Genomic DNA, 15,264 nt, shown 5'->3' with positions numbered 1-15,264 from the left:
CGCGGTTCTGCTGTCGCTTCAGTGGGGCTGCAGCCGAGCTGAGGTGGGCGACAGGCATCTGGCGAACGTCGCCTACGACTCGTCTGAATTTGTCGGAAGCCTGGGCGTCAACACGCACGTCGGCTGGAGCAAGACCCCTTACGGGGACCTCCAGAAGGTTGCGGCCGGCGCCCGCTACCTCGGCGTCCACAACCTGCGGGACTCCCTCGACGCCTCGTCGTACGCGGGCATCGACCAATTGGCGGGCGCCGGGTTCAAGTTCGACCTGGAGTCGCATTCGGACCTGAAGACCTTCATGCGCCAGGTGGGCGCCCTGGCGCAGGCCCACCCCGGTTTCGTGGCCGCCATCGAGGGCCCGAACGAGGTCGACGGCTGGCCGATCTCCTACAACGGCAAGAGCGGCTACCCCGCGGCCTCGGCCTTCCAGGCGGCGCTGTACGCCCAGGTCAGGGCCGATCGCCTGCTGCGCAACGTGCCGGTCTACAACGTCACCGTCTCCGGCCTCGACGCCCGCAAGTATGAGGCGCTGGGCGACCTGTCGGGGGCGACCGACTATGCGAACGTCCACATCTATTATGGCGGAGGCCAGCCGTCCTACGGATGGAGCCAGGCCGATCCCACCTTCCACTGGAACAACTGGCTGGCGGCGGGACAGATCGGCGCCCCGGGCAAACCCACCGTCATCACCGAGACCGGCGCCTCGTCGGCCCACCTGTGGGGGGGCGGCGTCGATGAGACGACGCAGGCCAAGCAGATCCTCAACGCGCTGATGAATTCGGCGAAGAGCGGCGTCGCCGCCACCTATCTCTACGAACTGGTCGAGAGCCGGCGGGGCGACGCCACCAACTCCGAGGCCCACTACGGCCTGTTCCGCTACGACTGGACGCCGAAGCCGGCGGCTGTCGCGGTCCACAACTTCACGCGGATCCTCACCGACGGCTCGGCCACCGGCGGCTTCAACCCCGGCGCGCTGGAGTACATCGTTCAGGGGCTGCCGGAGACCGGCCAGCACTTCCTGTTCCAGGAGCAGCACGGCGTCTACGACCTGGTGGTCTGGGCCGAGCCCGACGTCTGGAATGAGACCACCCATACGCCGATCCCCGCGCCCACCGCCCAGGTGACGGTGAGCCTGGCCGCCCCCAGGATGGTCGCGGTCTACGATCCGCTGAAGGCCGCCACCCCGCTGCAGTCGCTCGGCCGGGTCACCCGCCTGACCGTCAGCCTCACCGACCATCCGCTGATCATCGAGCTCAGGTGAGCCCGCCGTCGGCTTGGCCGCGGCCAGGCATAGGCCTGTAGAAACCGCGACTTAGCGGATCTTCGCGCGGCGTCCGGCGCTCCGACAGCCCTCCACGCGTCCACAACCGGCGGCGCCGGCCGGCCGCGCGCCTTTCCCTGAGTCGAGTGGATATTTCACCGCTGCGACAAAGCGGGACTGTGCCAACTTGCCACAACCTCAACCGTGCGACCGGTCGTTAAGCAACACCCACCCGCCTTTGAGGGACGGGACATTCTGATTCGGCAACCAATCGACGATGCGATCGTCGAACGGAGTTTTATTGGTCGCCGATACCTTGGAGTGTCTTTCGTTCTACTTGATTGACGGGAGGGGTGGGGGCGTAAATCTGGATACGCCAATTGCAGTACACGGCACAAAACGCGTCATCTTTCATCGCCACTCTCGGAGTCAACACTCACCTTTCCTGGACCGGGACCCAGTACACCAACGCTGCGACGGTCGCGAGCGAGCTGAAGTATCTCGGGCTGTCCAACGTCCGTGACACGATCGACAACAGCACCTCTTACGGCGTGATCAACACGCTGATGTCGCAGGGCATCCACTTCGACCTGTGGACCGACAAGAGCGACATGACCACCTTCCTCAACCAGGCGCACAACCTGGAGGTCGCCCATCCGGGCGGGGTGTTGGCGATCGAAGGCCCGAACGAGGTCGACGGCTGGCCGGTGAGCTGGAACGGCCAGAGCGGCTACGCCGGATCCGACGCCTACCAGAAGTCGCTGTTCAGCAGCGTCAACGCCGACCCGGTGCTGGCCAACAAGCCGGTCTACCTGCTGACCGTCTCGGGCATGACCCCGAGCAAGTATCAGGCGGTCGGCGACATGCACGCCAGCGCCGACTACGGCAACGTCCACATCTACTGGGGCGGCGGCCAGCCGGGCTACGGCTGGAGCCCCAACGACCCGACCTTCTACTGGTCCAACTACCTGAAGTCGGCGGCGATCGACGCCCCCGGCCTGCCGGTGGTGGTCACCGAGGCCGGCGCCACCACCGCGGTCGGCAGCACCACCATCACCGCGGTCGACCAGACCACCCAGGCCAAGCAGCTCCTGAACATGTTCATGGACGCCGCCAAGAGCGGTGTGGCGAAGACCTTCATCTATGAGCTGGCGGAGAGCCACAACGCCGGCCCCACCGACGCCGAGAGCCATTTCGGCCTCTACAATTGGGACGGCACCCCCAAGCTCGCGGCCACCGCGATCCACAACTTCACCACCATCCTCACCGACGGCTCGGCGAGCGGCGCCTTCGCCACCGGCACGCTGGACTACGCCATCCAGGGCGTCCCCCAGTGGGGCGGCCAGATGCTGTTCCAGGAGGGCAACGGCGCCAAGGACATCGTCGTCTGGGCCGAGCCGGACATCTGGAACGAGAACACCAACACCGAGATCGCCGCCCCCAACACCCCGGTCACTATCGACCTGGCGACCGCCGCCAACGTCACGATCTACGACCCGATGAAGGGCACGGCCCCGGTGCAGTCGCTCGGGACCACCAGCCACATCACCTTCAACGTCACCGACCACCCGCTGATCGTCGAGGTGACGCCGGTCGGCGGCTCCACCAGCCCGGCGCCGACACCCACGCCGACGCCGACGCCGGCTCCTGCGCCAACCCCACCCCCGACGACCGGGGGCAGCGGCGCCGATAACATCGCGGCCGCTCCGGCGGCTCCGGACATCCATGCCGGCGCGGGCAACGACACGCTCACCGGCTGGTCCGGCGGCGACACCCTGTGGGGCGACGACGGCAACGACTCCATCGTCGGTGGCTCAGGGTTCGACAACATCAACGGCAACAAGGGCGACGACACCATCGATGGCGGCTCCGGCGGCGACGACTGGCTGGTGGGCGGCCAGGGCAACGACCTGATCACCGCCCACACCGGCGGCAACATCCTCTACGGCAACATCGGAAACGACACGCTGAACGGCGGCTCAGGGAACGAGATCATCCGAGGCGGCCAGAACGACGACGTCATATATGGCGGCGGCGGCAACGACTGGCTGTCCGGGGACCGGGGCAACGACACCCTCACCGGCGGCGCGGGCGCGGACATCTTCCACACCTTCCAGACCGCGGGGATGGACCGGGTCACCGATTTCCACGTCTCGGAAGGCGACCGGGTGCAGGTGGATCCGGGCACCACCTACACCCTGTCTCAGCAGGGTGCGGACACGGTCATCGACATGGGCGGCGGCAACGAGATGGTGCTGGCGGGCGTGCAGCTGTCGTCCCTGCCCAGCGGCTGGATCTTCGCAGCCTGATGTAGCGGCGCCGCGCCGGCCCGCCGTCCCTGCGACAGGGCGGCGATGGCCGGCGCGGTCGCTCCGCCAACGAAAAGCCCCCGATCCAGGAGGACCGGGGGCTTCAGCGACCAGCGACGCCGCTGACGGGGATGGAGCGTCGCCTCGGATCAACGGCTACGCTTGTTATCGGTTCCATGCGGCGACGCGCTTGAACGCGCGCCGGCGCCTGGCGTCCAGCGAGGGTCCGCGACCGCCCCGGCCTGACCAGCGCCCGGCCCGGCGCTGGGCGTGGCGGCGCGCGTGGCCAACCGCCGGTCGCCACGCCACAGCTCCGCGCGGTGACCGCCCAGGGCCAGGGCCTTGAATTTGGCGCAGGCGCCATAGTCGTCGTCGCAGCGCAGCGTGGCGGCGAATGCGAAACCGCCGCCCGCATCGAAGGCTTGAAGCTTGTAGGTCGGCACGTCTCCCTCCCTTCGGCGGGTTGGCCTCCAGATGAGGCGGCGCGAGCCAGGTCGGCGAGTTCGGCGTGCTCGGATGAGCGCGAGAACATGCAACGCCACTTTGGCGGTAGGCCTGCTGAAACTACCCCCCACGGCGAGTTCGTATGTGCCGCAGATCACATCTTTTCATTTCATTGCCGGGAAGGCGCGCTGGCGGGCTTCACATCGACAGCAACCACGGAACTCCTGAGCCAAACCTTGGGTATTAGGGGCCGTTGAACCGGTCGTATCCGGTGGAGCTGCTGGCCGGCAGCGCATGACCATTGATCGCCATGTGACGCCCGTCGGGAGGCAAGCAGTGTTTGATATCCTTCTGGAAAACTCCTTCGACTTTTTGTCTCCGGAGTATTCCGACCTGTTCGGTAGGGCCGGCGCGACCCCGTTCCAGCATCCCCTCTGGCTGGCGGGACTCTATCTCAATCTCGCCTCCCGGCTGGGCGTGGAGCCCATGGTGATCGCCGTCCGCTGGCGGGAAGACCAGAGGCTCGCGATGATCCTCCCGCTGGTTCGCCGACGCCACGGCGCCATCCGGGTGGTGGAGTTCGCCGATCTCGGCGTGTCCGACTACGCCGCGCCGGTCTGCGAGGATGCGGTGTTCGCGCAGATCGTCGCCGATCCCAAGGTCTGCAAGGCGATCCGCACGCAGCTGAAGCCCTACGACCTGCTGCGCATCAAGAAGGTCGGCGACAGGGCTCCGCCGCTCGAGAAGCTGTTCGGCGGCGACCGTGCGCCCATGGACGTCAGTGCGCACGCCGTGAGCCTCTACGAACCCATTGGACAGTGGCAGGCCGACAACCTCGGCTCCTCGTTCGAGAAGGAGCTGCAGAAGAAGCGCCGGCAGCTGAACCGCGTCGGCGAGGTCCGCTTCGAGTGCCTGCAGGATGCGGCGCAGATCGCGGACACCTTCCGCGCGATGCAGGAGTACCGGAACGAGCGGTTCGAGGGGGATCTGTTGCAGAACCCCCTCTACTACGGCTTCTATCTCGACGTCGCCTTGAAGGGCGCCGCGAGCGGCTTCTCCCGGACCTACCGGCTGTCGGTGGACGGTCAGGCGATCGGCGCCATCTGGGGCCTGTGCCATCGCCGCCAGTTCCTGGTGCTCATGGGCGGCTTCGACCTCGTCACCTACAAGAGCCAGTCCATCGGCGCCCTCGCCTTCGAAGACGTCGCCAAGGACTGCATCGCCAGGCAGGACCTGATCCTCGACTTCACCATCGGCGACGAATCCTACAAGCGCCGCTTCGGCGCCCAGCCCTCCGGCCTGTGGATGATCTCGGCCGCCGCGACCCCGCCCGGCAAGGTCGCGGCCCTGCTCGCGAAGGCCCCCTGGGCGATGAAGGTCGCGCGTGACTTCGTGAACCGGCAGGGCGGAGGCGCCACCCAACCCGTCGGGGCCTGATCCCCCCGACTAGGCCTCGGCCTGGCCGGCGGACGGGGCCGGCAGCGCCCGCTGCAAGTCCTTCACCCGTCCGAGGAGCCGGCGGCGAATGAACGCATGCTGCCGGCGCAGCGTCCAACCCATGCCCGGGTCGACGGTGACCCCGCGACGATAGTGCGCCGCCCTCAGGGCGCTGCGGTCGGCCGCCTGCTTGGCCGGGTCCTGGTAGAATTCGCTCACCTTCTCCCGACCCATGCCGGGAGAGGCGAGCCAGCGGGGCAGATGGACCATGCACAGCCGCTCCACGTCGGTGAGCAAGCGGCTGACGCCGGTGCCGGCTGCCGGACAGGAGGTCTGGAAGACGTCGCCGATCAGCACCACGCCGTCGCGCTCGTAGTCCCCCGCCACGCACAGATCCATGATCCAGTACTGCACCGGCGTGACGACCTGGAAATCCCCGAGGAAGCGGCCAAGCCCCGGCAGGGTCGCGAGCAGCGTCGACTTGGGATCACGCCGCATGTCCTGCAGCCAGGGATCGCGGTAGTCGCGATAGGTGAACAGGTTGGCGCGCATCACGTCGCCGACCGGGAACAGCGTGAGGTAGTCGATCGCGTCCGCCTGCTGCTCCCCGTAGTAGGTGAGCGACGGAAATCCGAACGCCTGGCCCGGCGCGGGCGAGATGCTGAACCCGAAGGTGGTCGAGTGCTTCTCGAAGATCACCCGCCGCGATATTCCGAGATCCTGCCGCAGGAGGTCGCCCATCCCGGTCGCGAGCACCACCAGCCGGGCGCTGATGACCTCGCCGCCGGCCAGCGTCACCTGCTGGTGGTCGGGGCCAGTCTCGATCTGCACCACACGATCGACCAGGAACCGGACGGCGGGCGGCAGCTGCTCGCGGACCACGCGGACCATGTCGTCATAGAGGATCCCGTAGTGCTGGCCGAAGGTCTCGTCGAGCACCCGGCCGCGACGGGCGTTGACCACCTTCACGAAGGGCGCGCCTGCAGCCGCGAGACAGTCGAGAAGTCCCATCCGGCGCAGCAGTTCGACCTGGACGCCGGCGATCTTCTCGACCCGGAACTGGGCAGGACAGACCGCATGGCGATCGACGAAGGCGACGCGATAGCCCGCACGGCCGAGCAGCACGGCAGCCAGCGAGCCGCTGAGGCCGCCGCCCACGACGACCACGTCCGCCTGCGACCGCGAGGGGACCTTGACGAACATCGACCCGTTCACGGTCATTGGACGAACCGCCAGCGGTTTCGCTTGAAGTCGACCACCTCGAACCCGGCGGCCCGGCCGTAGGTGTGCAGGCCCGCAAAGCCGCGGTACGGACGCTGGCGCGCGACCACCGCCTCGCGGAACACCTCAGGCGTGAGGTCCTGGATCTCGCACCACACCAGACCGTCGCCATAGCCGCGCGTGCAGTCCTGGGCAGGGCGGAACAGGCGCCCGTTCCACCGCACGAGCGGGCCCGCCGGACGTGAGCAAGAGGGATCGAACTTGACCGGGTTGGCGGCGTGGGGCCGCCAAGGCCCGTCCAGCCGGTCGGCGTAGAAGATCGACAGGGTGTCGTGCGACGAGCTGCCGAATTCGGTGACCGCGGCGAACATCCACCAGATCCCGGTCGCCTCGTCGAAGTGCAAGGTGGTGTCGGCCGCCTCGATGTTGCCGACGAGGACCGATCGAAGCCGCCACCGGTCGGGAAACGCTTCGGCCTCGTAGAGTTCGATGGTCCCGTTCGCGCTCGACTCCGGGATCATCATGGCGGCGCCGTGATGATCGAACAGGTAGGGATACGAGAGGTGGTACGGCCGGCTCAGCGTCTGGACCGGCTCACCTCGCGCCCCGTCCTCGCCCAGCACGACGTAGCTGATGCATCCGCGCTGCGTCCCGTAATCGAAGTCTTCGAAGAACAGCGCCGTGACGCCGTCGTGCCGAAACACGAAGGGGTCGGCGTAGAAGCTGGACCGTCCTGAGTCCAACAGCTGGAAGCTGGCCGGATCCAGCTGCAGGTTGGCGGGTGAGTCCTCCGGCTGCGCCGACCGGTAGCCGATGCACCAGTCCTGCCGCCGGAATGGCTTACTCAGCTGCCGGCCCAGCTTGGGAAGGCCGGCCCGCAGCAGGCGGCTCGCCCAGAAGCCGAGCCCCGACGGCGCCTCCGCCAGCGGCGGCAGCGGAACCGGTTCCGGCAAGGGCTTGCCGGTGATCAGGTGGTCGGCGGCGCCCCGCAGCAGGGTGATGGTCCGCCCGAAGGTGCTGTCGAGCGCGCGCTGCATGATGGCGCGCTCGGGGACCGCGAGCCGCGCGCCCTGCACCAGCCACGACTCGCCGGCCCGCGAGACGATGACCCCGATATGCGGCGGCTCCCCGCTCAGCACGGGGCCGACGAGCGCCTCCATCCGATAGAGGCCGTGGAAGGTGGGTGAGATGATCGTGCCAAGGCGCAGTTCGGGCGGAAGAATGCTCGGGTCGTACCCTGTCGCGTTCACCACCAGGCTGTCGGACCATCGAATGCTGTCGGCAGTGGCGGTCGGACGGGTCGCCTGCCAGGCCGAGTGCCCCTCCTGCCCGCGACCGAACACGCGCTGCTCGAAACTTTCCGACGGGATTTGGTCATAGGAATGCAGGCTGGGGACCGAGACGATGTCGGTCGGCAGCCCGAACTGCAGGCGCAGCACCTCGACCAGCCGTATCACCCAGGCCCGGGTGCGGTCCGAGGGAACGACGACCACGATCCGGGCGGGCCGCGCAGGGGGTGAACGCTCCCGCTCCCTCGGCGCGGCGGGCGCGATCCAGGGGCCGTCCCCGAGGCCGCCCGCCATGCCATGCTGCTCATGGACTCCGGCGGGGGTCATGGCCGGGCCGCCACCTGTCGGACGACGGGACGCAACCATCGCGCCGGATTGGCGAGGCGCAGCGCCGCCTTCACGCGAAGGCCGATCATCATGCGCAGCGACATTCCGCCCAGCCACGTCCCCTCCCAATGATGGATGCAGATCGTCCGCTCGGTGATGTTCGACTGCAGCGGCTTCTGCTTGAGCGGCAGCGGGCTGTAGGGGTTGTAGGGGTAGAAGTATTCCTCCGGGAACAGCACCGGCGCGATGGCCGCATTGGCGTTCGCCAGTTCGGTCAGCAGTTCCGGCAAGGGCCTGTATTGCGGCTTGCCGGCGCGCGCCTCCGCGTCGAGCCTGTCCAGGGCCAGCTTCAGGAACGGGTGCCCCTTGACCGCCCCGATGACCCCTGCCCCCACGCTGCCGGGGGCCTGGAGGCCGAAGAACAGCCCGGTGTCGAGCAACTCATCGAGCGGCCGCAGGACCTCCATGTCGGTGTCCAGATAGACCCCTCCATGTTCATAGAGGGTCAGGAGACGGACGTAGTCCGCAACGAAGGCGAACTGGCGTGATCTGTACGCGTCCCGGACGTAGGGGTTCTTCATGTCCAGGCGGTCTTCGTTCCACGCTTCGACGGCATAGTCGGGCATGCAGTCCCGCCAGGTCTGCATGCAGCGCCGGCTCAACTCGCTGATCTGCGCGTCGCCGTACCAGCAGTAGTGGATGGTCTTCGGAATGCGTGCCGCTTCGGTCATATCGCCCGTCCCCAGTTGCCCACGCCCACGTCCGTCACCTCCCTGCGTCGGAAGGTCGTCACTTCGCTGAATGGCAGGTTGTTCTGGCCGGGCCACGCGAGCAGGCAGGCGAGCCACAGCCAGTAGTAGACGTTCCTGAAGCTATCGAGGGACAGCCCCGTCCAGACCTGCGCCACCAGGGCGAACACCATGATCGAGGTCAGGGGTCCCGGGCGCAGGATGAGGGCCCGCCGGATCGCGTACATCGGCGGCAGGATCCAGGCGAGGAAGCCGATCAGGCCGAGTTCTGCGCCAAGCCGGGTGAAGAGGCTGAACGACGGCGGAAGCCCGTTGAGCTTGTCGTACTCGGCGGTCCGGAAGTACCGGGAAACCTCCCAGCTCTGGACGCCCCACGACGGCACGCCGCCTCTGAAGTGGAACCCGTACTGGCCCAGGCCGACGCCCAGCAGCGGGTGATCGCTCCACACCTGGGTCGCGGCCACCATGCCGACCGAGCGGGTGATGTTGGAGACGCTGCGCGTGCCCGGCGCGGCCGCCACCACCGCCCAGATCAACACCGCCTGCAAGGCCAGCGGCGCCAGCACCAGGAGGCCGGCCCTGAGCGAGGCCGGCAGTCGCCTCGCCGGGCCGATCAGCAGCCACGCGAGGCCGGCGCCGAACGCGCCGGCGAAGAAGGTGCGGGAGTTCGCCAGCAGTTCGAAAGCGACCAGGGCGACGATCAGAAACACGACCAGCCGCGATCTGGACTTCGACGCCTCACCGCGCCATCCGCCGCGCGTCGCATCGCCGGCCAGCAGGCCCAGGAAGCCGAGGGCGGTGATGGCCGCGAAGGACGGCTCAGGCGCAAATCCCACCAGCCGGTAAAGCGACGCCGGGGTCTTGCCGGCCCACATGTGCCGCGCGGAGCTCCAGACGTCGCGAAGCGGCGGGACGAACCAGGTGACGATTTCGACGCCCATCTCAAGGACGAGCAGGAGGGCCGCCACGCGCGCCGCGGCGCTGGCCGCCGACAACACCCGGCTGACGCCGTAGACGTTGGCGATACACAGGAGCGAGTAGAAGAACGAGAGGTAGAAGCCGAGCACCAACAGCGAGTTGAGGAACTTTTCGGGCCCCTGCCGGCCGAGGAAGTGGGCGGTCGCGACCTCGTCCGCATTGATCGCGTAGCTGAGCAGGATGCAGGCCGCGAGCGGTAGGAAGATCAGCACAGCCCTGGCGCCCCGGGCGTCGAAGGCGACGCCGCTCAGGGCCGCGAAGAGCACGATCAGCGCCGAGCCGATCAACGCGCCCTCAGCCCGCAACTCTCCGAGCCCCGCAGGGCCCGGCAGGCCGGTGAACAGGCTGCCCACCACCAGCAGCTGGACGCCGAGCCGCGCCAGCTCCGGCAGCCGCACCACGCCCGTGGACGGCGGCTCCCAGGCGCCCGCCTGCGCGCCGAAGGGCATGGGAGCGCCGTCCGCTGCGCCGCCCAGGGAATTGGTGCGCATCATGATTGCACCCGCGTGGGTTCGTGGGCGTACGCGCGCCGCTGAAATCCGCGGGAGATGACCACGGCCCGCGCCGTGACGCCGATGGCGTAACTGGCCAGCAGGGCCGCGCCCGCGCCCCAGATCCCGAACGCCGGATCAAGCGCGACGTTGAGCCCGATCGCCGCTACAAGTATGGCGATGCCCGAATACAGCGTAATATCGTCCCGACCATGGGCGTAGAACGATATCCCCAGGACTTCGTACACCGTTCGAAACATCAACCCGACACACAACACGTACATGATCGGTAGATACGGAATGACCTGCGGACGGCCGAGGAAGGGCACGGCGACATAGACCGCGACGATGGCGGCGATGCTCAGGCCCAACGCGGTTCCGCTGGTGACAAAGGCCACGTCGCGAAGGTTCCGGTTGAACGACTGGGGCGCAGCGTGCGCCACCTGCACCAAAGTGCTCTTGCGGGTCTGGACCACCGCTGTCGTGATCAGGTTGCTCATCGCGTTGCCGATGGACCAGAACAGCACATAGATCCCGAGTATCTCGACGCTGAGGAATATCCCGACGATATACCGGTCCACATACTGGAAGAGCGTGTTGGCCACGTCGTTCAGATAGAGGGCCGTCGACCCGTGTCGGTGCGGCAGCGTCATGCCCGAGGCCGGCAAGGCCTCCACCGCCTCGTGCCAGCGCCAATGCGATGTGAAGACGACGGTCAGGACGGTCGCGACGATGCATCCTCCCAGCCAGGCGAGCACCAGGGCGTTGAGGGTGCGAAAGCGCGGATCGATGAGGGCGAGCGGCACGTATCCGGCCACCCAGGCCGCCGATCGGATGAAGTTGACGAGGTTCGCCGCGTACGGCCGGCCGGTCATCATCATCAAGGAAAACATGTCGGTCTGGATGTGCTCCAGGAACAGCAACAGACCCAGGGCGACCAGTAATACCGCCTTCCCCGGAAATATCACGACGCTGACGATACACAGGGTCGCATATATCGGCAGCAGAACGACGAAGTACTGACTTAGCCGCGCCGTGATCGCTGGGGCTCCGTCGCGCGCGGCTTCGCGGCCCAGATTGTTGGACACCCCAAAGCCGAGCAGAACCGGGGCCAGCACGGCGGCGCTCGTCACGATCCCGAAGATCCCCAGCTCGGCCAGGCCCAGGTATCGCGCGATGAACAGCGTCAGGACGAACTTCGCGGCGATGGTCATCGACCGCAGCGCCATCAGCCCCAAGGCATGCCCCGTCGTATCGCGCAGGAGGCCTGCGACGTTCAGGAACTTCCGGGGCCTCGGCATGAGCTGTTGGATGGAAATCTCCCGAGAGCTGCGGCGGGGCTGTCCTAAGTCGCCGCCGAACCTCGCGGCGGATGTTTGCGAGCCCAGGCTCGGATTTGTGGCGACGCCTCTAGGCACGCGCGCCCTGCGATCCAATCCGGCCGTCCGAGTGTTCAGGGGGCTCCAGGTAGTAGGTCCGATAGGCCTTGAAGTAATAGGCGGGGTCGCCGTAGCCGTAGCGGGACTGCTGCTCCATGTTGACCTGGTTCAGGACGATGCCGCCGGCCTCGACACTGCTTCCGGCCAGCAGGCGCAGGGCTTCCTGGACCGCCTGGTAGGGCGTGGCCCGCCAGCGGGCCACCAGCAGGACGAAGTCGGCCTTGCGCGCCAGCACCCGGGAGTCCGCCACCGGGAGGACCGGCGCGGTGTCCAGGATCACCAGGTCGTAGAGGCTCCGCAGTTCGGCCAGCAGCCTGTCGACGGCCCGCGACCCGAACACATCGGCCGGCGTGGCCGAGGTGTCGGTCAGCGCAAGAATGTCGGCGTCGGTCTCGCTGTCCTTCACGATGGCCCGGGAGAGCTCCACCGTGCCGTCCAGCACGTCGAGCAGGCCGTGCTCGGCGTCGACACTCATCGCCCGCTGCAAGCTGCGGCGGCGCAGGTCGCAGTCCACGATCACCACCCTGAAGCCCTGCAGCGCCGCCGCGCGTCCGAGGCAGACGGCGGTCGTCGTCTTGCCTTCGCCCGGCAAGGCAGAGGTGACCGCCACGACCTTCACCGGCCGTCTGGCGGCGGTGTAGACGATGGATGCGCGCAGGCTGCGGAACGCCTCCGAGAAGCTCGAGAGCGGGTTGGCGACGACGTAGGCGGCCGGGGCGAGCGTGGCGCGCTTGGCCACCGAGCCCAGCAGAGGGACCGCCCCGACGTACCTGACCCGGAAGCGCCGCTCGACGTCGGCTGAGGTCGCGATCCCGGCCTCCAGCGCCTCGGCGAGGGCCACCGCGCCGGCGCCCGCGCCAAGCGCCAGGATGGCGCCGACCAGAAGGTTCAGGGGGACGTTCGGCGAGCTCGGAGCGACCGGCAGCCGCGCCCGCGCGACGAGGCGTGCGTCGGCGTTCTCAAGGCCTTCCTGGGTGCTCGTCTCCTTGTACCGCGCAAGGTAGGCCTCGTAGAGCGTGCGCGAGGCCTGCGCGTTGCGCTCCAGCTCGTCGAGCCGAACGCTCGCGCGGGTGTTGGACGCCAGCTGGCTCCTGGCCCCGCCAAGGCTCCCCGCCACCGCGGCGGTGCGCCGGCGGGAGACCTGCAGCTTGGCCTCGAGGTTCGAAACGATGCGGTGGGTTTCCGCGGCGATCTGGGCGTCCACGTCGGCCAGCTCGCTGCGGGCCTTGGTCATCTCGGGATAGGCGTCGAGGAACTGGGTCTGCATCGAGGCGACCCGCCGGCTCACTTCGGCCCGCTGCTCCTTGAGCTTCTGGATCGCGGGCGAATTCAGGGTTTCGCCGACGTCGTCGCCGGTGGACCCTGTGGCGAGCTGCCTTTGCGCGGTGTCGAGCCGGGCCTGATCCTCCGCGACCTGGGCCTCCGCCTGCGCCAGCGACTGGTTGTAGTTGGAGATTTCCTGCTCCGTCAGCGTCGCGCCCGACGCGCTGAGCAGGTTGTTGTCGATCTTGAATTGCTGGACCGCCGTCTCGTTGGCGAGCAGTTGGGCCCGGAGCTGGCCGAGCCTGGAATTCAGGGAGTTGGACGCGCGAAGCGTCGCCTGCGACTTCGATTCCAGCTGCTGCAGGATGTAGAGGTCGGCGAACTCGTCGGCGATTATCGCGGCTTTGGCAGGGTTCTCAGACTTGAATCCGATGCGGATGACATAGGTCAATCCCGCGCGGCTGACCGACAGGTTCTTGGAAACCGCATTGACCACCTGCTCCAGTTCCTTGGGCGACGGCGAGCGGGTCTTCGTCTTGGCGGGGGCGAGGCCAAGGCTCTGCAGCACGGAGTGCAGGCTCGGACCGGTCTTCAGGCGCGCGTTGAACTCGGGGTCCTTCTCCAGCCGCAGGGCCTTGACCACCCTGGCGGCGAGTTGCCTGGACTCGAGAACCTCGACCTCGGTGTCGACGACCGGCGAGTCCGCGGGAAGGGACGAAAGCACGTCCTCGACCTTGGTGACCCGTTCGCTGCGGGGGTCGAGCATCACCACCGCCGTCGCCGTGTACTTGGGCGTGGCGAGCACGGTGGCGAGAACAACGATGGCCGCGACGGCGGCCACGACCGCCATGAACAGGCGCAGACGGCGGCGCAGGACGGCGATCAGGCCACGCAGATCGATGGCGGCGATGTGGCCCGCCCGGAACGGCGGCGGGGACGTCGCGGCCGCGCCCATTCCGAAAGACGCGCCGCTCCCTACGTCGCGCATCTGACGGACACGGTCGTCGGCAATCTCGATGTCGTGAAGCGTAGCCACGCCAGCAGCCTCTCAAATCATGTGATCCACTCGAAGCGCCTCAAAATCGGGATTTTCGCCGATCGTTCCCCTGCCTCACCTCGCATCGGCGGCGGCGGCGCGACGATGCCGCACTCGGCGCGGCGCGCGGCGGCTTGTCTGACCCGCCGATTGCGCCGAAATTGATAGGCCGGAGCCTGGGGGCTCGGGCGCCTGCGGATGTCCAACTCGCGGGGCCCGTCGAGCTCTGGAGTGGATCGAGGGATGTCTGACAGATCGGCCCACAGGTCGGATCCTCACCGCCTGACCGGCCTTGGCTTGAAACTCGTCGCGGCGCTGCTGTTCAGCTGCCTGCTCTGGGGCCTTGTCGCCTGGGCGGTGCGGGCGGCGCTGCAGGGGACGTGGGCTGTTCCGCTACCGCTGGCGGCCGTCGTCGCCCCGCTCGGCCTGGCCATCCTGGGCCTGGTCTACTGGGCCTGGTCGAAGGGGGCGCCGCCCCGTCCGCAGCCGGAGCTGCGCCACGGACCGGTCGACGAGCCTTCGGCGCGCGTCGAATAGGCTCGGCGGGCGAACGACGCAGGTCAGTACTGGCGGGCGGACGCCGTCGTCAGGAGGCCATGTCGCCAGCCGCGGGCGTGGGCCCATTCGTGCTCACGGAGCGCCTCGCGCTCGCGGGCGCTCGGCCAGGCGCGCTTGTCGGGAATGACCACGGTGTCGAGGGCCGGGATGTAGCAGGCCTGGTAATAGCCGCTCGCCGGCCTGCCCAGGTAGAAGTTGCAGAACGCCTCGAGCTCGTCCGGGCTGGAGAAGCTGCGCTCCACGGTGGCGCCGTACTGGGTCGGACCGGACGCGTACTGCGACGGCGGGGGCTCGACCGCGCGAACGGCGGTGAGTCCGCTCGCCTGGCCGGCGCCGGGCGTCGCCAGAACCGCGAGCGCCGTGCAGAGAATTCTGTAGCCTCCGTAGAGCTTCGGAGGCGGTCCTGTGACCACTCCTGCGCTTAACATAAGCGTACAACGAGCGGCCGATAAGTTAGGTTCGAGC

At 68.0% G+C, this 15,264-nt stretch carries 12 protein-coding genes; 4 read left to right on the top strand and 8 right to left on the bottom strand.

What is annotated here, in order from left to right:
- Positions 1-43: 43 nt before the first annotated feature.
- Positions 44-1,258, top strand: coding sequence for a glycoside hydrolase 5 family protein (locus DJ021_RS13425; protein WP_111458029.1), 1,215 nt, complete (start codon positions 44-46; stop codon positions 1,256-1,258).
- A gap of 380 nt (positions 1,259-1,638) precedes the next feature.
- Complete coding sequence (locus DJ021_RS13420) at positions 1,639-3,567, top strand: calcium-binding protein (RefSeq protein ID WP_133255014.1); 1,929 nt, start codon at positions 1,639-1,641, stop codon at positions 3,565-3,567.
- Between the two features lie 149 nt (positions 3,568-3,716).
- Here DJ021_RS13420 and DJ021_RS18725 read toward each other — a convergent pair whose 3' ends face one another.
- Complete coding sequence (locus tag DJ021_RS18725; RefSeq protein ID WP_133255013.1) at positions 3,717-4,010, bottom strand: hypothetical protein; 294 nt, start codon at positions 4,008-4,010, stop codon at positions 3,717-3,719.
- Positions 4,011-4,347: 337 nt separating this feature from the next.
- Between DJ021_RS18725 and DJ021_RS13415 the strand changes: the two genes are divergently transcribed.
- Positions 4,348-5,448, top strand: a complete 1,101-nt coding sequence (locus DJ021_RS13415) for a GNAT family N-acetyltransferase (RefSeq protein WP_207801844.1) — start codon at positions 4,348-4,350, stop codon at positions 5,446-5,448.
- Between the two features lie 9 nt (positions 5,449-5,457).
- Here DJ021_RS13415 and DJ021_RS13410 read toward each other — a convergent pair whose 3' ends face one another.
- The 6 genes from DJ021_RS13410 to DJ021_RS13385 form a co-directional block, all read right to left on the bottom strand.
- Entirely contained in the window at positions 5,458-6,669 is a 1,212-nt protein-coding gene (locus DJ021_RS13410; protein WP_111458026.1) for an FAD-dependent oxidoreductase, read from the bottom strand.
- Positions 6,666-8,285, bottom strand: a complete 1,620-nt coding sequence (locus tag DJ021_RS13405; RefSeq protein WP_133255012.1) for a glucosamine inositolphosphorylceramide transferase family protein — start codon at positions 8,283-8,285, stop codon at positions 6,666-6,668. Before DJ021_RS13405 ends, DJ021_RS13410 begins: the two co-directional genes overlap by 4 nt.
- Positions 8,282-9,016: a glycosyltransferase family 32 protein gene (locus DJ021_RS13400; RefSeq protein WP_111458024.1), complete on the bottom strand. Its 735-nt coding sequence runs from the start codon at positions 9,014-9,016 to the stop codon at positions 8,282-8,284. Before DJ021_RS13400 ends, DJ021_RS13405 begins: the two co-directional genes overlap by 4 nt.
- Positions 9,013-10,506, bottom strand: coding sequence for a hypothetical protein (locus tag DJ021_RS19110; protein WP_207801843.1), 1,494 nt, complete (start codon positions 10,504-10,506; stop codon positions 9,013-9,015). The genes DJ021_RS13400 and DJ021_RS19110 overlap by 4 nt, the downstream gene beginning before the upstream one ends.
- The gene (locus DJ021_RS13390; RefSeq protein ID WP_165837214.1) at positions 10,503-11,717 is read right to left on the bottom strand and encodes a lipopolysaccharide biosynthesis protein; all 1,215 of its coding nucleotides are present in this window, start codon (positions 11,715-11,717) and stop codon (positions 10,503-10,505) included. Before DJ021_RS13390 ends, DJ021_RS19110 begins: the two co-directional genes overlap by 4 nt.
- Before the next feature lie 196 nt (positions 11,718-11,913).
- Entirely contained in the window at positions 11,914-14,241 is a 2,328-nt protein-coding gene (locus tag DJ021_RS13385; protein WP_243626018.1) for a GumC family protein, read from the bottom strand.
- Between the two features lie 243 nt (positions 14,242-14,484).
- Between DJ021_RS13385 and DJ021_RS13380 the strand changes: the two genes are divergently transcribed.
- Positions 14,485-14,778: a hypothetical protein gene (locus tag DJ021_RS13380; protein WP_133255010.1), complete on the top strand. Its 294-nt coding sequence runs from the start codon at positions 14,485-14,487 to the stop codon at positions 14,776-14,778.
- Positions 14,779-14,801: 23 nt separating this feature from the next.
- Here DJ021_RS13380 and DJ021_RS13375 read toward each other — a convergent pair whose 3' ends face one another.
- The gene (locus DJ021_RS13375) at positions 14,802-15,212 is read right to left on the bottom strand and encodes a hypothetical protein (RefSeq protein WP_111458020.1); all 411 of its coding nucleotides are present in this window, start codon (positions 15,210-15,212) and stop codon (positions 14,802-14,804) included.
- Between the last annotated feature and the right edge of the window lie 52 nt (positions 15,213-15,264).

The sequence above is a fragment of the Phenylobacterium hankyongense genome (assembly GCF_003254505.1).
GTDB lineage: Bacteria > Pseudomonadota > Alphaproteobacteria > Caulobacterales > Caulobacteraceae > Phenylobacterium > Phenylobacterium hankyongense.
This window is presented reverse-complemented; position numbering and strand designations above follow the sequence as displayed.

Bases quoted from the DNA above. Each gene is read 5' to 3' on its own strand.
- DJ021_RS13390 (WP_165837214.1), bottom strand. From the start codon at position 11,717: ATGACCATCGCCGCGAAGTTCGTCCTGACGCTGTTCATCGCGCGATAC.
- DJ021_RS13405 (WP_133255012.1), bottom strand. From the start codon at position 8,285: ATGACCCCCGCCGGAGTCCATGAGCAGCATGGCATGGCGGGCGGCCTC.
- DJ021_RS13400 (WP_111458024.1), bottom strand. From the start codon at position 9,016: ATGACCGAAGCGGCACGCATTCCGAAGACCATCCACTACTGCTGGTAC.
- DJ021_RS19110 (WP_207801843.1), bottom strand. From the start codon at position 10,506: ATGATGCGCACCAATTCCCTGGGCGGCGCAGCGGACGGCGCTCCCATG.
- DJ021_RS13380 (WP_133255010.1), top strand. From the start codon at position 14,485: ATGTCTGACAGATCGGCCCACAGGTCGGATCCTCACCGCCTGACCGGC.
- DJ021_RS13410 (WP_111458026.1), bottom strand. From the start codon at position 6,669: ATGACCGTGAACGGGTCGATGTTCGTCAAGGTCCCCTCGCGGTCGCAG.